Genomic DNA, 17009 nt, shown 5'->3' with positions numbered 1-17009 from the left:
TGACACGCTCGGGCCATGCTCGCTAAAGAGTCAGTAAACGGAACAGGGCGATCTTGTTGATCTCCGCCAGCGCGCATTTGAATTCGGTGTCGACCGAGTTGTGAATGCGCGTTTCGAACGCCGCGAGGATCTGATGCCGGTTGCTGCCTTTTACCGCCATGATGAAGGGAAACTTGAACTTGGCCTTGTAGGCGTCGTTCAGCTCGGTGAAGCGCTGGAACTCTTCGGCCGTGCATTGGTGAATACCGGCGCCAGCCTGTTCATTGGTGCTGGCTTCGGTCAGTTGGCCCTGGACGGCGGCTTTGCCGGCCAGGTCCGGGTGAGCGTTGATCAGTGCCAGTTGACTAGCGTGATCGGCGCTCAACAGGATGTCGCTCATACGCTGGTGCAGGGTTTCGACCTCGTCGATCGAAGCGTCCGCGCCCAGGTCGTAGGCCTTCTCGGCCACCCATGGCGAATGTTCGTAGATGTCGGCGAAGGCTTTGACGAAGTCGTCGCGGCTCAGGGTCGACGGTTTCAGCGTTTGAAAGGTGCTCATTTGCCAGCCCCTTGGTACGGATGGGTTTCTTGCCAGTGACGTGCGATATCGACGCGACGGCTGAACCACACCTGTTCATGACCTTTGACGTATTCGATGAAGCGTTTGAGCGAGGCGAGACGCCCCGGACGGCCGATCAGGCGGCAGTGCAGACCGATCGAAAGCATCTTCGGCGCTTCGGCACCCTCGGCGTAAAGCACGTCGAACGCGTCTTTGAGGTATTCGAAGAAATCGTCGCCCTTGTTGAAACCCTGCACCTGGGTGAAGCGCATGTCGTTGGTGTCGAGGGTGTACGGGATCACCAGGTGCGGCTTGCCGGTCGGGTTGTTCGGTTCCCAGTAGGGCAGGTCGTCGTCGTAGGTGTCGCAGTCGTAGAGGAAACCGCCTTCTTCCATCACCAGTCGACGGGTGTTCGGGCCGGTGCGGCCGGTGTACCAGCCCAGTGGGCGCTCGCCGGTGAGTTCGGTGAGGATGCGGATCGCTTCGAGCATGTGCTCGCGCTCCTGCGCCTCGTCCATGTACTGGTAGTCGATCCAGCGGTAGCCGTGGCTGCAGATTTCGTGACCGGCTTCGACCATCGCGCGGATCACATCCGGGTGGCGCTGGGCGGCCATGGCCACGGCGAAGATGGTCAGGGGAATGTCGAATTCCTTGAACAGTTTCAGGATCCGCCAGACGCCGGCGCGGCTGCCATACTCGTAAAGCGATTCCATGCTCATGTTGCGCGCGCCTTGCAGCGGCTGGGCGGCAACCATTTCGGAGAGGAAGGCTTCGGATTCTTTGTCGCCGTGCAGGATGTTGCGCTCGCCACCTTCTTCGTAATTGAGCACGAAGGACAGGGCGATGCGCGCGTTGCCCGGCCAGTGTGGGTGAGGAGGGTTACTGCCGTAACCGATCAGGTCGCGTGGGTAGTCAGCGCTCACTGCAGTCTTCCTTCTTATTCGTTGACAGGTTTGTGTAACGGCCTGCACAGGCTGGCGTCACAGCGATGGGCTGATTGTATACAACTTTATTCTCAATTTGTAAGCCTGAATTTTCGCATTTTTCACCGACTGTCATCTTTTGCTGCTAATGGCGTGAACCTGCAAGAAACCTGCCTGACCAGTCAGCTAATGGATGTAAGGTTCAATAGACAGGCGCTTGAGGGGCAGATTGGCGGTAAATGCCCGAATGGCGGGGGGTGAGGTGAAAAATGTCGTTTTTATTGTGTACAATTTTTTTGAAAAGTGTCTTAATCAGTCGCTCGCCGCAACTTTTCGTGCTCCGAATCGGTGCGGTCTCCTTTTTACCTGACTTCGGGAGGCGCGAAGTCTGACTGCTCTATGCGGCCAGGCGCGCAGAATCAATGGGACGTTTGACAACACACGTTTTGGACGCTGCACACGGTTGCCCGGGCAGCTCGATCAAGGTCGAGCTGTACCGCGTTGAAGGTTCGCATCTGGAATTGGTCGCCAGTGCAATCACCAACAGCGATGGCCGGGTCGATGCGCCATTGCTGCAAGGCGATGATTACCGCACCGGGGTCTATCAGGTGCAGTTCCACGCTGGCGATTACTACCGCGCCCGTGGCGTACAGCTGCCGGAGCCGGCGTTTCTGGATGTGGTGGTGCTGCGTTTCGGCATCTCCGCCGAACAGGATCACTATCACGTGCCACTGCTGATCTCGCCTTACAGCTATTCCACCTACCGGGGCAGCTGACCCCCAAGCAGCTGCCCCCACCGGGAAGCGACTGCGCATATAGCTTCTTTGGTCTTTCGCCCGCTCACACTGCGGGCTTTTTTTCGGCCCTGAAAAAGTGGTGTCTGGTCTGACGCCATCGCTGGCAAGCCAGCTCCCACAGTGTCCGGGTCGTACACGAAAAATGTGAAGACCCCCGAACCTGTGGGAGCTGGCTTGCCAGCGATGCTTTTAACGGCTCAACAGGGATGCAGCGCCAGCCCCACTGAACAACCCGGCACTCACCCGGTTGAACCAGCTCTGCCCCTTGCCGCTACGCAGATAGCGCGCCGCACCATGCGCACCCAGCCCGTAAGCCAGTTTGCAGCACAGGTCGAGCACCACCCAGGTCGCGATCATGAACAGCAACTGCGGCAGGAACGGTTGTTGCGCGCTGAGGAACTGCGGCAGAAACGCGGCGAAAAACAGAATGTCTTTCGGATTGCTCGCGCCCAACACAAAGGCGCGCCCGAACAGTGTGCGAAAACGCGGCACTGGCGCGGCCTGCGGCACTTCGGCACCCACCGACGGCTGACGCGATTGCTGCCAGCTCTGCCAGGCGAGGTAGAACAGGTACAGCGCGCCGACGATTTTCAGTGCGCTGAACAATTGCTCCGACGCCAGCAGCAGGGCGCCAAGCCCCAATGCCGACGCACTGAGCAGGCAGATTGAAGCAATCACACCACCGAGAAACGCCGGGTAAGAGCGGCGCAGACCGTAATTCAGACTGTTGCTGATCATCAGCAATGACAGCGGTCCCGGAATCAGGATCACCACCAATGCAGCGCCGCTGAACAGCAGCCAGGTTTCCAGACTCATCACTTTCCTCCTTTTTGTTGTATTGAAAAATGCACAAAAGCCCCACCCCGTGAGGGTGAGGCTGTTTTGAAGCCTGAACCGCGTGACGCTTACAGGAAGATGAACTTGGCGATGAAGATCGCGCAGAGCACCCACAGGCTCACGGAAATTTCCTTGTACTTGCCGGTACCGGCCTTCAACGCCACGTAGGTGATGAAGCCCAGCGCAATGCCGTCGGCGACCGAGAAAGTCAGCGGCATCATGATCGCGGTGACAATCGCCGGGATGGCGTCAGTGGCTTCATCCCATTCGATGTGGGCCATGCCGCCCATCATCAGCATCGCGACATAAATCAGCGCACCGGCGGTGGCGTAAGCCGGAATCATCCCGGCCAGCGGTGCGAAAAACATCGCGGCTATAAATAGCACACCTACGGTGACGGCGGTAAGACCAGTCCGACCACCAGCCGCTACACCCGCGGCACTTTCCACATAGCTGGTGACGGGCGGAACACCCACCACCGCGCCGAAGACGCTGGAGGCGCTGTCGGCTTTCATGGCGCGGGAAAGGTTTTCGATACGCCCGTCAGCATTGACCAGATTGGCGCGCTGGGCGACGCCCATCAGGGTGCCGGCGGTGTCGAACATGTGGACGAAGAGGAAGGCCAGCACCACGCTGATCATGCTGACGTTGAACACGCCGGCGACGTTCATCGCCATGAAGGTCGGCGCTAGGCTTGGCGGGGTCGACATGATCCCTTCGTAGTGCACGATGCCCAGGCCCCAACCGGCGAGGGTCACGGTGATGATGCTGATGAGGATCGCACCGAAGACTTTGTGGTAGCTGAGGATCGCGATCATCAGGAAGCAGATCGCCGCCAGCAGCGGGCCGGGTTCACGCAGGGAGCCGAGTTTGATCAGGGTGGCCGGGCTGTCGACGACAATGCCCGCGGTTTTCAGGCCGATCAGTCCGAGGAACAGACCGACGCCAGCGCCCATCGCAAAGCGCAGGCTGACCGGAATGCTGTTGAGCAGCCATTCGCGAATCCGCGAGAAGGTCAGGATCATGAACAGCACACCGGAAACGAACACCGCACCGAGCGCGGTTTCCCAGTTGTAGCCCATGGTGCCGACCACGGTGTAAGTGAAGAACGCGTTGAGGCCCATACCCGGTGCCAGACCCACCGGCCAGTTGGCGTACAGGCCCATCAGCAGGCAGCCGAGCGCAGCGGCGATGCAGGTGGCGACGAAAGCTGCACCGTGATCGATCCCGGCATCGGCCATGATGTTCGGGTTGACGAAGATGATGTAAGCCATGGTGATGAAGGTTGTCAGACCGGCAATCAGCTCGGTCTTCACCGTGGTGCCATGCAAGCTGAGTTTGAAGATGCGCTCCAGCACGCCGGTGCGTAAGGGCGGTGAGAGTTCCAGCGTCGATGCTTCGGATTTGCGGCTTTCCACAGCGAGTACTCCTCAAGAGTTTTATTGTTATTTCCAGGGCCGGACCCATGAGGGGTGGCAGCAGCCCTTTGAGGCATACGCGAATTTGTTGACCATGCGGTCAGGAACTCGCACGCAGTGGATTATGCTTTTGTGTACAAATAAAGCAAATATTGTTTTTGGTTTTGTTTACGAAAGGTCAGGCGATAGGGATATATCGCCTTCAGAGACCCCATCGCTGGCAAGCCAGCTCCCACAGGGTTCGTGGGTTTCTTCACATCTGTGTACGCCGCTGCCCTTGTGGGAGCTGGCTTGCCAGCGATGAGGCCAGTCCAGTCAATCCAGATGTGACTGAGTGCTCCCGAGCGCCATATTCACCGCCAACCACCCATTCACCGCCACCTCCCCAGCTTCAGCAAACACCCGCTCGAGCAACTTCACCTGTTCACGCCGTAACGCCTGCTCAAACTTCGCACCTTCACCGGTCAATTCCAGCAGCCGCTTACGCTTGTCCGCCTCCGACGCCACGCTCTCCACCAGATGCATTTCCTGCAGCTGGCGCAGCGGCATGTTCAGCGCCTGTTTGCTCACGCCGAGCAATCCCAGCAATTCCTTCACGCTCAAATTCGGATAACGCGCGATGAAAAACACAATCCGCTGATGCACCCGGGACAGGCCACGGCGCTCGAGCATTTCATCGGCTTTGGCGGTGAACGCCTGATAGCCGAAGAAAAACGCTTCCATCGCCTGTTGCTGGCTGGCGGGGTTTTTAAGGTCAAGCATGTTGACGTACTCGCTCAAGCTGTCGTAGTTTCGGTCAAGCAGTTTGACTCATTTTTCCCAGGCCTCGCTACCGGTGACTCCCATGGCTTTTTCCGAACGTGTCTCGCGCCTTAAAAGTTCTCTGATCCGTGAAATTCTTGCCGCCGCCCAGCGCCCGGAAGTGATGTCGTTCGCCGGAGGTCTGCCGGCCGAAGCCATGTTGCCGAAAATCGAATGGGCCGACATGCCGCTATCCCTCGGCCAATACGGCATGAGCGAAGGCGAGCCGGCGCTGCGTGAAGCGCTGGCGGCGCAGGCGCGAGCGTTGGGTCTGGACTGCACGGCGAGCCAGGTGCTGGTGGTCAGCGGTTCCCAGCAGACCCTCGATCTGGTGGCCAAGTTGTACATCGACAAAGGCACTGAAATCCTGCTGGAGGCGCCAACCTACCTGGCCGCGTTGCAGATCTTCCAGCTGTTCGGCGCCGATTGCCTGACCGTGCCGCAAGAGGCCGATGGCCCGAATCTGGCCCAACTGCGCAGTCGGCTGGAGCAGCATCGCCCGGCGTTCATCTACCTGATCCCGACGTTCCAGAACCCGTCCGCCCTGCGCTACAGCGAAGCCAAGCGCGCCGCAGTCGCCGCGTTGCTCGACGAATTCGGTGTGACCCTGATCGAAGACGAGCCGTACCGCGAACTGACGTTCGATGGCGGCAGCGCCAAACCGATTGCCGGACGCCTGAAAAAGGCCAGCTGGATCTACACCGGCACGGTGTCGAAAACCTTGCTGCCGGGTTTGCGCGTCGGCTACCTGATCGCTAGTCCGGACCTGTTTCCGCATTTGCTCAAGCTAAAACAGTCGGCGGATCTGCACACCAACCGCATCGGCCAGTGGCAGGCGCTGCAATGGATCGGCACGGAAAAATATCAGCAGCATTTGAGTGAATTGCGTGGCTTCTATCGCGAGCGCCGCGATGCGTTTCAAGCGGCGCTGGAAAGGCATTTTTCCGATCTGGCGGACTGGAACATGCCGCAGGGTGGGTTGTTTTTCTGGCTGACCTTGAAGCAGCCGCTGGATACGCGAACTTTGCTCAACGAGGCGCTGGCCAATGATGTGGCGTTCATGCCGGGTGAGCCATTCTTTCCCGAACCGGATAAAAACCTCGGGCACCTGCGTTTGAATTTCAGCCACATCGACCCGGCGCGACTGGATGAGGGGCTCAATCGTCTGGCGGCGGTGGTGAGGCAGGCGCAACTTGAGAAAGCGGCCTGAAAAACGAATAAACCGGCTTGAGGGCCGGTTTATTTTTGTCTGAGTAATGTGCTGTTCTTGCGGTCCTTATCGCTGGCAAGCCAGCTCCCACAGGTTTTGTGAACGCCACAGATTATTGTGGGAGCTGGCTTGCCAGCGATGGGGCCATAAGCAACACAACATCAATATCAGACCGCAGCAAACCGCTTATCCAGATAATCAATAATCACCTTGGACTCATACATCCACGTCGTCTGCCCATTTTCTTCAATGCGCAGGCACGGCACCTTGATCTTGCCGCCCTGATCCAACAGCGTCTGGCGATCCTGTTCATTGTTCTTCGCGTCCTTCAGTGCGACCGGCACATTCAGGCGACGCAGCGTACGACGGGTTTTCACGCAGAACGGGCAGGCGTGGAACTGATACAGGGTCAGGCCTTTGGCGGCGGCGTTGACTTGCGCCTGTACCTCGGCCGGGCGCTGTTTCTTGCCCGGGCGGGTGATGAAGTCAATGAAAATGATCAGTTGGCCAAGGCCGACACGAAGCGCTTTTACGAACACGTTGAAAGCCTCACGGTGCGAAGAGAGAAGGGCGCGCAGCTTACCCGATTTTTCACAGGCGAAAAAAAACCGGCGATCAACGCCGGTTTTTTTCTGCAGCCGATTACTTGATCAGGCTGAGGAACTCGCTGCGAGTCGCCGCGTTTTCGCGGAACTCACCGAGCATCACCGAAGTGATCATCGACGAATTCTGTTTCTCGACACCGCGCATCATCATGCACATGTGCTTGGCCTCGATCACCACGGCCACGCCCAGTGCTCCGGTGACTTGCATCACCGCATCAGCGATCTGGCGGCTGAGGTTTTCCTGGATCTGCAGGCGGCGGGCGTACATGTCGACGATTCGCGCGACCTTCGACAGGCCCAGCACCTTGCCGCTCGGGATATACGCGACGTGGGCCTTGCCGATGAACGGCAGCAGGTGGTGTTCGCACAGCGAGTACAACTCGATGTCCTTGACCAGCACCATTTCGCTGTTGTCGGAGCTGAACAGGGCACCGTTGGTGACCTCTTCGAGCGTCTGTTCATAACCGCGGCAGAGGTACTGCATGGCTTTGGCGGCACGCTTTGGCGTGTCGAGCAGGCCCTCGCGGGACACGTCCTCGCCCAGTTGGCCGAGAATCGCGGTGTAATTCTGTTCCAGGGACATGAAACTACCTGTGGGGATTTTCGCAAAGGGCAAGGGTACGGTGGCGGACACAACCCTGCAAGTTCGGTGTAACGCGATTATTCGTCGCGGCCTTCCATCATCGTGCGTTTGAGCATCACGTACACCGCGCCCGCACCGCCGTGTTTCGCCTGGCACGAGGTGAAGCCGAGCACTTGCGGATGCTGGCGCAGCCAGGTGTTGACGTGGCTTTTGATCATCGGCCGCTTGCCGTCCAGGCGCACGGCCTTGCCGTGGGTGACGCGCACGCAGCGGATTTCGAATCTGGTCGCTTCGGCGAGAAAGGCCCAGAGGGTCTCGCGGGCTTTTTCGACGGTCATGCCGTGCAGGTCGAGGCTGCCTTCGAACGGGATCTGGCCGACCTTGAGCTTGCGCATCTGGCTTTCCTGCACCCCGTCTCGGGCCCACATCAACTCGTCTTCGGGGCCGACGTCGATCACGAACTGATCGGACAGGCCATCCACGGTGGTGGTCTCGGTGCGCACGGTGGCGGACTGGCGCAGTTTGGCGATCTGCGCGCGGTCGGCCTTGGGTTTGCCGGTGTCGGCGCGGTCGTGCTTGATCGGCTTGACGCCTTGGATCGCACTTTTGAACAGGGAAAAATCGTCGTCTTGCATGTCAGCCTCCGCGAAGGGCGGCCAGTTTACCCAAGTCGAAACAAAACGGCCCGGCAAAAAGCCAGGCCATCACCTCAGTCGTGTTTTTTCATCAGGTGCGGGGACATGTTCAGCTCCCGCGATTGCCGGGCGCGGCGCCGGCATCGACGCCACAGGGCCACACCGAAGTACAGGAACAACAAGCCGACCGCGAGAATGATCGCCGACCCCGTCGGCGTGGCATTCAAATCGCCGAGCGCTGGCGGGCGCCCCAGCAGGCTGGCGGCACCGGCCATCGCCAGCAGCACACCGAACGTCGCCAGAATGGCGGCGATCGCTGCGCCGAATCGAAAACGCCAGTTGCTTTGGCCTTTGGGCCGCAAGCGGCGTGCGTCAAATCCATCGGATAACTTCATTCCGACCTTCCTCAATGGGTATCGGCCCTTCGACCGGGAGTTGACCGGGTTGTTCCTGAGGCTAAGGCAATTGAAGCAAATGCGAGGCTTTTGCGGATGAGCGGCGCGGTGAGCCGCTCATCAGAGCAGATCAGATCAGATCTTGCGTCAGGGCGAGGGTGGCGAAGTTGTCGGCCATGATCGCCATTTCCGCTTCCTGGACCACGGCGGCGCTGAGCACGCGGCCCTTGAACGGCAGGTCACGGGTGGCGCAGGCGTCTTCGACCAGGGTGCAACGGAAGCCCAGGTTCTTCGCCGCGCGCACGGTGGTGCTGACGCTGGAGTGGCTCATGAAGCCGCAGACGATCAGGTCCAGCGAACCAAGATTCTGCAAACGGTCCAGCAGTTCGGTGCCGTGGAACGCGCTCGGCAGCAGTTTGCCGATGATGGTTTCATCACCCTGTGGCTCAAGGCCAGGGATGAACTCGCCGCGTTCGCCCTGCGGGTCGAACAGGCCACCGACGGTGCCGAGATGACGCACGTGCACGATCGGCCGACCGGCTGCACGGGCCGCAGCGACCAGTTGTTTGATGTTCGCGACGGCCGCGTCCATGCCGCTCAGGGCCAGCGGGCCACTGAGATACTCTTTCTGGGCATCGATGATGACCACGGTGGCATGGCTCAGTGTGGCCGCTGCGTAACCGCGGCCGCTGAGTTGAAACATCGTTTTTGGAACGGACATTCGGGGCTCCTTGGGGTGGGGCTTTTGCGGCATTGTCCTCTGGCTGAGCGGTTCTGTGAACCGCTACCATCGTAGGCAGCGTCGTTATTGGCCTGCAGCGTTGTCAAGTTACACGTTCTGTTCAATGGCTGATGCAAAAATGAGAAAAGTCCTACTGTCGCTCGACTGATTTTCCTGCGTCGTCGGCGCGCGTTTTGGCTGGTAGAATCGCCAGTCGTTTTTTCTGGAGTTCTGCCCCGTGATCACTTCCCGACTTCGTACCCTGCGCGACCACATCCGTTGGGCCGTCAGCCGCTTCCATGGGGAGGATCTGTTTTTCGGCCACGGCACCGACAACGCCTGGGATGAAGCCCGGCAGTTGGTGCTCGGAGCCTTGCACCTGCCGTGGGAGATCGCCGACAGCTACCTCGACTGTGCGCTGGAAGACGACGAACTGGTCAACCTGCAACGCCTGCTCAAGCGCCGCATCGAAGAGCGCATCCCGACTGCGTACCTGTTGGGCGAAGCGTGGTTCTGCGGCATGTCGTTCATCGTCGATGAGCGCGTGCTGATTCCGCGTTCGCCGATTGGCGAGTTGATCGAAAACCGCTTTGCGCCGTGGATCGGCGACGAGCCTGCACGCATCCTCGACCTGTGCACCGGCTCCGGCTGCATCGGCATCGCCTGCGCCTACGAGTTCCAGAACGCTGAAGTGGTGCTGGCGGACCTGTCGTTCGAAGCGCTGGAAGTGGCCAACCAGAACATCGAGCGTCATGGCGTCGATGAGCGTGTTTACACCGTGCAGGGCGATGGTTTTGATGGCTTGCCGGGGCAGCGTTTCGACCTGATCGTGTCGAACCCGCCGTACGTTGACGCAGAAGATTTCGCCGACATGCCGGACGAATACCAGCACGAACCGGAGCTGGGTCTGGCCTGCGGCGATGATGGCTTGAACCTGGTACGGCGGATGCTCGCCGAAGCGGCAGATCACTTGACCGAGAAGGGGCTGCTGATCGTTGAGGTGGGCAACAGCCAGGTGCACGTCGAAGCGCTGTACCCGGAAGTCGACTTCGCCTGGCTCGATTTCGAGCGCGGCGGGCATGGCGTGTTCATGCTGACCGCAGAACAGTGCCGCGATCATCAGGCCTTGTTCGCTTCCCGCGTTTGACCTGACTGACTTCTGTGGCGAGGGAGCTTGCTCCCGCTGGTCTGCGAAGCAGACCCAAAATATGCAATGACGGTGCACCAGACATACCGCATGCGCATGTTTTACGACTGCTTCGCAGCCGAGCGGGAGCAAGCTCCCTCGCCACAGGTCATCGCTGATTTCAGCGGTGCGTAGCAATCCAGATCAACAACCCGGCCTGAAACACCGCAAACGCCACCAGACACGTAATGGTGAAGCGCAAACCAGCGTCCTCACGCTTGAACTTGCTGACTTTGTCTTCCTGCTTCTTCAGCTTCACTTCCTGCTCGGCCAGGTTCTGCTCGGCCTGCTGCAGCATCTGCGCCGCTTCGAGAATCTCGACGATCTGCAGCTTTTCGCTGTTCCAGTCGCCCAGCAAGTCACCGACCTGCACCTCTTTGACGCTGCTCTTCAAGTGCTGGGCATCGGCGTACACCACATCAAAACCGTGCACACGCAAGAAGTGATCGCGGCGCAGACGGGTGTCTTCGTTCAGCGCGTCCTTGTTGTTCAGGTCCATGCCGTCGACGGTGTAGGCGGGCCAGCGTTTTTTCGCCCAGTTGATGCCTTGCGCGGCCATGAAGCGGCCGATGCCACGGTTCAACGGTTCAATCTGCAAGCCGCTGTCGGGGCCGAAATGCACACGTTTGCTGGTGTGATTGACCCACACATCCAGATGGTTCTGCTCTTTGCGCACGCGCTGACCGGGCAGTTTGATCGCCATGCGCATCAGGCTGTGTTCTTTGCTGTTGCGCTCGGCATAACCGAACTCGACAAAGCGCAACGGCCGGCCACCGGTGTGACGGTCAGTCTGCAGCGGGGCCAGGCGGAGCATCTTGTGGTGCTCGACGCTGACGTCCGCCCATGGCAGCTCGACCGCTGGCGGTGCGTCTTTTTCAGCGGTGGTGTCGGGTGAAGTCGGGGTATCAGTCATAACGGCGAGATCCTGTCCAAGCCCTGCTTGTCGCCAGCCGATACGCTGGCGACAAAGGCTTATCGGCCGTTTTTTGCCGGACTGGAGGGCAAACTACGGTTAACGGTTGCGAATGCCGTCAATAAATTCGATGAGTTTGCCGCCCAGTTCCGCCGCTAGTGGCAAATTGGGGTCCTTGTAGGAGGCCAATTGCCGCTTCACATCGGCGGGGACGATGCGCATGACGTGGTTCATGCCTTCGATCACCACCAGTTCGGCGTCGGGTTTGGCGGCTTTCAGCGCCTGCGCATCGCCGACGCCGACCTGCATGTCGTTGCTGCCCTGAACGATCAGCGCCGGCATCTTCAGTTGCGCAAAAGCCTTGGCCGGGTCCTGGCGGAACAGCGAAATCAGGTACGGCTGCACGCTCGGGCGGAAAATCGGTTGCAGTGGCGCCGGCACATTGTCATCGGTGTGACCGGCCTTGAGGCTATCGAGCAGTTCATTACTGCGCAGCATCAACGGTGGCGGCAGGCTGCGCGCCAGTTGCTCGCGGATCACCTGATCCACCGGGCGCGCGCTGCCGGACAGCGAAATCAGCGCAGCAGCATCTGCGCGAGGAGCGGCGAGGGTGGCAATCAGGGCGCCTTCACTGTGACCGAGCACAATCAGCGGGCCGAAGCGCGGATCGCTTTTCAGCTTCTGGCTCCACGCTACAGCGTCGTCAACGTAGCCTTCCACCGACAGATTGCGCTCGTCAGGCGTGGCCGGCCGGCTCGCAGCCACCCCGCGCTTGTCGTAGCGCACGCTGGCGATGTTGTGTTTGGCCAGCACCCAGGCCAGCCGCTTGAGGCTGTCATTGCGCCCGCCATCGGGGTTGTTGCCGTCACGATCTGTAGGACCGGAGCCGGCAAGGATCAGGACAACCGGCACCGGGCTGTCGGATTTCGGCAGCAACAGCGAGCCGAAAAGTTCACCGTTGCCGGTGTCCAGAGAGATCGGGCGCTGCAGGACAGTCGCGTGGGCAAAGCCGGTAAACAGGGTAAGACTCAAGATCAGAACTCGCAGCATCATCACGCCATCATTCGCCAAGGTGCCGGTTGGACTCACCAACACCGCTAAGGTTCGAGGATGAACTACTCGGTTAGCCTGCGTATACTGGCGCGCATCACGAATTCGGGTTTGATTTCACGGAGCGTCCTGCATGTCCGGCAATACCTATGGCAAGTTGTTCACTGTCACCACCGCTGGCGAAAGCCATGGTCCGGCGTTGGTCGCCATTGTCGACGGCTGCCCGCCGGGCCTGGAGATTTCCCTCGACGACCTGCAGCGCGACCTCGATCGCCGCAAGCCGGGCACCAGCCGCCACACCACCCAGCGCCAGGAAGCCGACGAAGTCGAAATCCTCTCTGGCGTGTTCGAAGGCCGCACCACCGGTTGCTCGATCGGCCTGCTGATCCGCAACACCGACCAGAAGTCCAAGGACTACTCGGCGATCAAGGATCTGTTCCGCCCGGCGCACGCCGACTACACCTACCACCACAAATACGGCGAGCGCGATTACCGCGGCGGCGGTCGCAGCTCGGCGCGGGAAACCGCGATGCGTGTGGCGGCGGGTGCGATCGCGAAGAAGTTTCTGGCAAGCCAGGGCATCGTCATTCGCGGCTACATGAGCCAGCTCGGCCCGATTGAAATCCCGTTCAAGACCTGGGATTCGGTGGAACAGAACGCCTTCTTCAGCCCGGACCCGGACAAGGTCCCGGAGCTGGAAGCCTACATGGATCAGTTGCGCCGCGATCAGGACTCGGTCGGGGCGAAGATCACCGTGGTTGCCGAAGGTGTGATGCCGGGTCTCGGCGAGCCGATTTTCGATCGCCTCGACGCTGAACTGGCGCACGCGCTGATGAGCATCAACGCGGTCAAAGGCGTGGAAATCGGCGCCGGTTTCGCCTGCGTCGCCCAGCGCGGCACCGAGCATCGCGATGAACTGACTCCGGAAGGTTTCCTCAGCAACAATGCTGGCGGCATCCTCGGCGGCATCTCTTCCGGTCAGCCGATCGTCGCGCATCTGGCGTTGAAGCCGACGTCGAGCATCACCACCCCGGGCCGTTCGATCGACATCCACGGCAACCCGGTGGACGTGATCACCAAGGGCCGTCACGATCCGTGCGTCGGCATCCGCGCCACGCCGATTGCCGAAGCGATGATGGCCATCGTGCTGATGGATCACCTGCTGCGTCACCGTGGGCAGAACGCCGACGTGCGCGTCAGCACCCCGGTGCTGGGTCAGCTTTGATGGTTGATCGCCAAGCCGTCGCGGTCTGAACGTGGCGGCGCTCCCGTACTGGCGGCTGTCCAGTTTCTACCTGTTCTATTTCGCCTTGCTCGGTTCGACAGCGCCGTTTCTGGCGCTGTACTTCGATCACCTCGGCTTCAGCCCCGCGCGCATCGGCGAGCTGGTGGCGATCCCGATGCTGATGCGCTGCGTGGCGCCGAACATCTGGGGCTGGCTCGGCGACTACACCGGCAAGCGCCTGGCCATCGTGCGCTTCGGCGCGGTGTGCACGCTGCTGACGTTCTCGCTGATTTTCGTCAGCAAGACCTACGCCTGGCTGGCGATGGTCATGGCGCTGCATGCGTTCTTCTGGCACGCGGTGTTGCCGCAGTTCGAAGTCATCACCCTCGCGCATTTGCAGGGGCAAACCTCGCGCTACAGCCAGATTCGCCTGTGGGGCTCGATCGGTTTCATCATCACCGTGGTCGCGTTGGGCCGATTGTTCGAATGGCTGAGTCTCGATATCTACCCGGCGGCGCTGGTGCTGATCATGGCCGGTATCGTCCTCAGCAGCCTGTGGGTGCCGAACGCGCAACCGCCGCAAGGCAATCGGCCGAGCGGGGAGGGCTTTCTCAAGCAATTGCGCAGCCCCGGTGTGCTGGCGTTTTACGCCTGCGTTGCGCTGATGCAGATGAGTCATGGGCCGTATTACACCTTTCTGACTTTGCACCTTGAACGACTCGGTTACAGCCGTGGCGTGATCGGCATGCTTTGGGCCGTGGGCGTGGTCGCCGAAGTGCTGATGTTCATGGCGATGAGCCGGATTCTCGCGCGGTTCTCCTTGCGCCGCGTGCTGATGGCGAGTTTTCTGCTAGCGGCGCTGCGCTGGTTGCTGCTAGGTTCGTTCGCCGAATTCCTCTGGGTGCTGTTGTTTGCCCAGGTGCTGCACGCGGCGACCTTCGGCAGCTTTCATGCGGCTGCCATCGCCTTCGTGCAACGTAGCTTCGGTGCGCGTCAGCAAGGTCAGGGCCAGGCGCTGTACGCGGCGCTGGCCGGCACCGGTGGCGCGCTGGGTGCGTTGTATTCCGGTTACAGCTGGAATGCCCTCGGCGCAACATTGACCTTTAGTATTGCCAGTCTCGCGGCGCTCGCTGCTGCCGTTATCATTGCCACACGTATGCAAGAGGACAGGCCATGAGCCTTACGCGTGAACAGCTCGCCCAGCAGATCGTCGACGCCGGGCGTTTCCTTTATGGTCGCGGCTGGTCGCCGGCCACCAGCAGCAATTACTCGACGCGCCTGTCGCCGAGCGAAGCGCTGCTGACCGTGTCCGGCAAGCACAAGGGCCAGTTGGGTGTGGACGACGTGCTCGCCACGGATTTGTCCGGCAACAGCCTGGAACCGGGCAAAAAACCCTCCGCCGAAACCCTGTTGCACACCCAGCTCTATAGCTGGCGCGCGGAGATCGGCGCAGTGCTGCACACCCATTCGGTGAACGCCACGGTGCTGTCGCGCCTGACGCCGCAAGACTTTATCGAATTCGAAGACTACGAACTGCAAAAAGCCTTCAGCGGCATCTCGACCCACGAATCCCGGGTGCGCGTGCCGATCTTCGACAACGATCAGGACATTGCGCGCCTCGCCGCCAAGGTGCAGCCTTGGCTCGACGCCCATCCCGATTGCGTCGGTTATCTGATTCGCGGCCACGGCCTCTACACCTGGGGCGCGCAGATGAGTGATGCCCTGCGGCAGATCGAGGCCTTCGAATTTCTGTTTGAATGCGAGTTGAAAACCCGCAGCGTCATGAACCGCCAAGGCTGACTTCACCAGAAGCCGCCCATTTGCCTGATCAAATGCACTGCCCGACCGGTCTGCAAGAACCGGACGGCAAGGCCGATACCGAGGAATTGCCCATGAGCAGCCTGTCCGTCTATCACGTTTCCAGCCCCGAGATTCCGAACAAGGTGCTGACCCATTTCGAAGACATCGCCTCGACGCTCGCCGAGCAGGGCGTACGCTTCGACCGCTGGCAAGCCGCGGCGAAGATCCAGCCCGGAGCCAGCCAGGAAGAGGTGATCAGCGCCTATCAGGAGCAGATCGACAAACTGATGACCGAACGCGGTTACATCACCGTCGATGTGATCAGCCTCAACAGCGATCACCCGCAAAAAGCCGAACTGCGCGCCAAGTTCCTTGAGGAACACCGCCATGGCGAAGACGAAGTGCGCTTTTTCGTCGCCGGTCGTGGCCTGTTCACCCTGCACATCGACGATTACATCTACGCGGTGTTGTGCGAAAAGAACGACCTGATCTCGGTGCCGGCCGGCACCAAACACTGGTTCGACATGGGCGAGCACCCGCACTTCGTGGCGATTCGCCTGTTCAACAACCCGGAAGGCTGGGTCGCCAATTTCACCGGCGAAGACATCGCCGGGCGTTTCCCGCGACTGGAGGACTGAGCCAATGTCGATCAAAGCCATTGTCACTGACATTGAAGGCACCACCAGCGCGGTGAGTTTCGTGTTCGACGTGCTGTTCCCGTATGCGGCCAAACACCTGCCGGACTTCGTGCGGCAGAACGCCGAACGTGCCGATGTGGCTGAGCAACTCGACGCCGTGCGCCGTGACAGCAATGCACCGCAGGCCGATGTTGAACGGGTTGTTGAAATTCTCTTGAGCTGGATCGAGGAAGATCGCAAAGCCACGCCGCTCAAAGCCTTGCAAGGCATGGTCTGGGCGCAGGGTTATCACGCCGGGCAGTTGAAGGGGCATGTTTACCCGGATGCCGTTGAAGCGCTGCAACGCTGGCACGCGGCGGGTTATCAACTGTTTGTGTATTCGTCGGGTTCGATCCAGGCGCAGAAGCTGATCTTCGGCTGCTCCGAGGCGGGGGATCTGACACCGCTGTTCAGCGGTTACTTCGACACCACGTCGGGGCCTAAACGCGAAGAACAGTCCTATCGCAACATCCAACAGGCGATTGGCGTCGAACCGGGGGAGATTCTGTTTCTGTCGGACATCGTCGAGGAACTGGATGCCGCGCAGGCTGCCGGTTTGCAGACCTGTGGCCTGGCCCGCGAGGGTGGAGAACTGGGAAGCCATATCACCGTCGACAGCTTCACCGGCATCGAACCCGAAGCCTTCTGACCACACAAGTCCCTGTAGGAGCTGCCGAAGGCTGCGATCTTTTGAT

Annotated in this window: 20 protein-coding genes; 8 read left to right on the top strand and 12 right to left on the bottom strand. The window is 60.3% G+C overall.

What is annotated here, in order from left to right:
* Positions 1–22: 22 nt before the first annotated feature.
* On the bottom strand, positions 23–538 hold the full coding sequence (gene uraD, locus ACU680_RS15020; RefSeq protein ID WP_448179843.1) for a 2-oxo-4-hydroxy-4-carboxy-5-ureidoimidazoline decarboxylase: 516 nt from the start codon (positions 536–538) through the stop codon (positions 23–25).
* Positions 535–1461: an allantoinase PuuE gene (puuE, locus tag ACU680_RS15015; protein ID WP_007960654.1), complete on the bottom strand. Its 927-nt coding sequence runs from the start codon at positions 1459–1461 to the stop codon at positions 535–537. The genes uraD and puuE overlap by 4 nt, the downstream gene beginning before the upstream one ends.
* Before the next feature lie 422 nt (positions 1462–1883).
* Between puuE and uraH the strand changes: the two genes are divergently transcribed.
* Positions 1884–2237: a hydroxyisourate hydrolase gene (gene uraH / locus ACU680_RS15010; RefSeq protein WP_003223171.1), complete on the top strand. Its 354-nt coding sequence runs from the start codon at positions 1884–1886 to the stop codon at positions 2235–2237.
* A 210-nt stretch (positions 2238–2447) separates the two neighbouring features.
* Here uraH and ACU680_RS15005 read toward each other — a convergent pair whose 3' ends face one another.
* From ACU680_RS15005 to ACU680_RS14995, 3 genes are all read right to left on the bottom strand, one after another.
* Positions 2448–3074 (bottom strand): LysE family translocator, encoded by a 627-nt coding sequence (locus ACU680_RS15005; protein ID WP_448179842.1) that lies wholly within the window; start codon positions 3072–3074, stop codon positions 2448–2450.
* A gap of 89 nt (positions 3075–3163) precedes the next feature.
* The gene (locus tag ACU680_RS15000) at positions 3164–4513 is read right to left on the bottom strand and encodes an NCS2 family permease (RefSeq protein ID WP_027613339.1); all 1350 of its coding nucleotides are present in this window, start codon (positions 4511–4513) and stop codon (positions 3164–3166) included.
* Positions 4514–4828: 315 nt separating this feature from the next.
* A complete protein-coding gene (locus ACU680_RS14995; protein ID WP_448179841.1) occupies positions 4829–5275 on the bottom strand; it encodes a MarR family winged helix-turn-helix transcriptional regulator in 447 nt (148 codons plus the stop codon).
* 82 nt (positions 5276–5357) lie between these two features.
* Here ACU680_RS14995 and ACU680_RS14990 point away from each other — a divergent pair, with 82 nt between their 5' ends.
* Entirely contained in the window at positions 5358–6524 is a 1167-nt protein-coding gene (locus ACU680_RS14990) for an aminotransferase-like domain-containing protein (RefSeq protein ID WP_448179840.1), read from the top strand.
* Between the two features lie 167 nt (positions 6525–6691).
* Here the strand turns inward: ACU680_RS14990 and ACU680_RS14985 are convergent, their stop codons facing one another.
* The 5 genes from ACU680_RS14985 to ACU680_RS14965 form a co-directional block, all read right to left on the bottom strand.
* Positions 6692–7063 carry a glutathione S-transferase N-terminal domain-containing protein gene (locus tag ACU680_RS14985; RefSeq protein WP_007960660.1) on the bottom strand — a complete coding sequence of 124 codons (372 nt, stop codon included), beginning with the start codon at positions 7061–7063 and terminating at the stop codon, positions 6692–6694.
* Between the two features lie 103 nt (positions 7064–7166).
* Positions 7167–7712: a GTP cyclohydrolase I FolE gene (folE, locus tag ACU680_RS14980; RefSeq protein ID WP_003442011.1), complete on the bottom strand. Its 546-nt coding sequence runs from the start codon at positions 7710–7712 to the stop codon at positions 7167–7169.
* 77 nt (positions 7713–7789) lie between these two features.
* Complete coding sequence (locus tag ACU680_RS14975; protein WP_367083934.1) at positions 7790–8347, bottom strand: Smr/MutS family protein; 558 nt, start codon at positions 8345–8347, stop codon at positions 7790–7792.
* Between the two features lie 74 nt (positions 8348–8421).
* Entirely contained in the window at positions 8422–8742 is a 321-nt protein-coding gene (locus ACU680_RS14970; RefSeq protein WP_003223191.1) for a hypothetical protein, read from the bottom strand.
* Positions 8743–8872: 130 nt separating this feature from the next.
* Positions 8873–9463 carry a cysteine hydrolase family protein gene (locus tag ACU680_RS14965; RefSeq protein ID WP_003223193.1) on the bottom strand — a complete coding sequence of 197 codons (591 nt, stop codon included), beginning with the start codon at positions 9461–9463 and terminating at the stop codon, positions 8873–8875.
* Positions 9464–9701: 238 nt separating this feature from the next.
* Here ACU680_RS14965 and prmB point away from each other — a divergent pair, with 238 nt between their 5' ends.
* Positions 9702–10610: a 50S ribosomal protein L3 N(5)-glutamine methyltransferase gene (gene prmB, locus ACU680_RS14960; protein WP_097087565.1), complete on the top strand. Its 909-nt coding sequence runs from the start codon at positions 9702–9704 to the stop codon at positions 10608–10610.
* A gap of 160 nt (positions 10611–10770) precedes the next feature.
* Here prmB and ACU680_RS14955 read toward each other — a convergent pair whose 3' ends face one another.
* Together ACU680_RS14955 and ACU680_RS14950 are read right to left on the bottom strand one after the other, a co-directional pair.
* The gene (locus ACU680_RS14955) at positions 10771–11562 is read right to left on the bottom strand and encodes a hypothetical protein (protein ID WP_448179839.1); all 792 of its coding nucleotides are present in this window, start codon (positions 11560–11562) and stop codon (positions 10771–10773) included.
* Positions 11563–11661: 99 nt separating this feature from the next.
* Positions 11662–12615, bottom strand: coding sequence for an alpha/beta hydrolase (locus ACU680_RS14950; RefSeq protein WP_448179838.1), 954 nt, complete (start codon positions 12613–12615; stop codon positions 11662–11664).
* A gap of 130 nt (positions 12616–12745) precedes the next feature.
* Between ACU680_RS14950 and aroC the strand changes: the two genes are divergently transcribed.
* From aroC to mtnC, 5 genes are all read left to right on the top strand, one after another.
* Complete coding sequence (gene aroC, locus ACU680_RS14945; protein ID WP_448179837.1) at positions 12746–13837, top strand: chorismate synthase; 1092 nt, start codon at positions 12746–12748, stop codon at positions 13835–13837.
* 31 nt (positions 13838–13868) lie between these two features.
* Entirely contained in the window at positions 13869–15014 is a 1146-nt protein-coding gene (locus tag ACU680_RS14940) for an MFS transporter (RefSeq protein WP_103486001.1), read from the top strand.
* On the top strand, positions 15011–15637 hold the full coding sequence (locus tag ACU680_RS14935; RefSeq protein WP_108588900.1) for a methylthioribulose 1-phosphate dehydratase: 627 nt from the start codon (positions 15011–15013) through the stop codon (positions 15635–15637). The genes ACU680_RS14940 and ACU680_RS14935 overlap by 4 nt, the downstream gene beginning before the upstream one ends.
* A 92-nt stretch (positions 15638–15729) precedes the next feature.
* Entirely contained in the window at positions 15730–16275 is a 546-nt protein-coding gene (locus tag ACU680_RS14930; protein ID WP_448179870.1) for a 1,2-dihydroxy-3-keto-5-methylthiopentene dioxygenase, read from the top strand.
* Positions 16276–16279: 4 nt separating this feature from the next.
* Complete coding sequence (gene mtnC / locus ACU680_RS14925; RefSeq protein WP_007960685.1) at positions 16280–16963, top strand: acireductone synthase; 684 nt, start codon at positions 16280–16282, stop codon at positions 16961–16963.
* Positions 16964–17009: the final 46 nt, after the last annotated feature.

Source organism: Pseudomonas sp. LF020 (assembly GCF_053456425.1).
This window is presented reverse-complemented; position numbering and strand designations above follow the sequence as displayed.

Excerpts from the sequence above, each read along its gene's own strand:
- ACU680_RS14995 (WP_448179841.1), bottom strand. The coding sequence starts at position 5,275 with ATGCTTGACCTTAAAAACCCCGCCAGCCAGCAACAGGCGATGGAAGCG.
- ACU680_RS14990 (WP_448179840.1), top strand. The coding sequence starts at position 5,358 with ATGGCTTTTTCCGAACGTGTCTCGCGCCTTAAAAGTTCTCTGATCCGT.
- aroC (WP_448179837.1), top strand. The coding sequence starts at position 12,746 with ATGTCCGGCAATACCTATGGCAAGTTGTTCACTGTCACCACCGCTGGC.
- ACU680_RS14950 (WP_448179838.1), bottom strand. The coding sequence starts at position 12,615 with ATGATGCTGCGAGTTCTGATCTTGAGTCTTACCCTGTTTACCGGCTTT.
- ACU680_RS14970 (WP_003223191.1), bottom strand. The coding sequence starts at position 8,742 with ATGAAGTTATCCGATGGATTTGACGCACGCCGCTTGCGGCCCAAAGGC.
- uraH (WP_003223171.1), top strand. The coding sequence starts at position 1,884 with ATGGGACGTTTGACAACACACGTTTTGGACGCTGCACACGGTTGCCCG.
- mtnC (WP_007960685.1), top strand. The coding sequence starts at position 16,280 with ATGTCGATCAAAGCCATTGTCACTGACATTGAAGGCACCACCAGCGCG.
- uraD (WP_448179843.1), bottom strand. The coding sequence starts at position 538 with ATGAGCACCTTTCAAACGCTGAAACCGTCGACCCTGAGCCGCGACGAC.
- ACU680_RS14965 (WP_003223193.1), bottom strand. The coding sequence starts at position 9,463 with ATGTCCGTTCCAAAAACGATGTTTCAACTCAGCGGCCGCGGTTACGCA.
- ACU680_RS15005 (WP_448179842.1), bottom strand. The coding sequence starts at position 3,074 with ATGAGTCTGGAAACCTGGCTGCTGTTCAGCGGCGCTGCATTGGTGGTG.
- ACU680_RS14930 (WP_448179870.1), top strand. The coding sequence starts at position 15,730 with ATGAGCAGCCTGTCCGTCTATCACGTTTCCAGCCCCGAGATTCCGAAC.
- folE (WP_003442011.1), bottom strand. The coding sequence starts at position 7,712 with ATGTCCCTGGAACAGAATTACACCGCGATTCTCGGCCAACTGGGCGAG.
- ACU680_RS14955 (WP_448179839.1), bottom strand. The coding sequence starts at position 11,562 with ATGACTGATACCCCGACTTCACCCGACACCACCGCTGAAAAAGACGCA.
- ACU680_RS14935 (WP_108588900.1), top strand. The coding sequence starts at position 15,011 with ATGAGCCTTACGCGTGAACAGCTCGCCCAGCAGATCGTCGACGCCGGG.
- ACU680_RS14975 (WP_367083934.1), bottom strand. The coding sequence starts at position 8,347 with ATGCAAGACGACGATTTTTCCCTGTTCAAAAGTGCGATCCAAGGCGTC.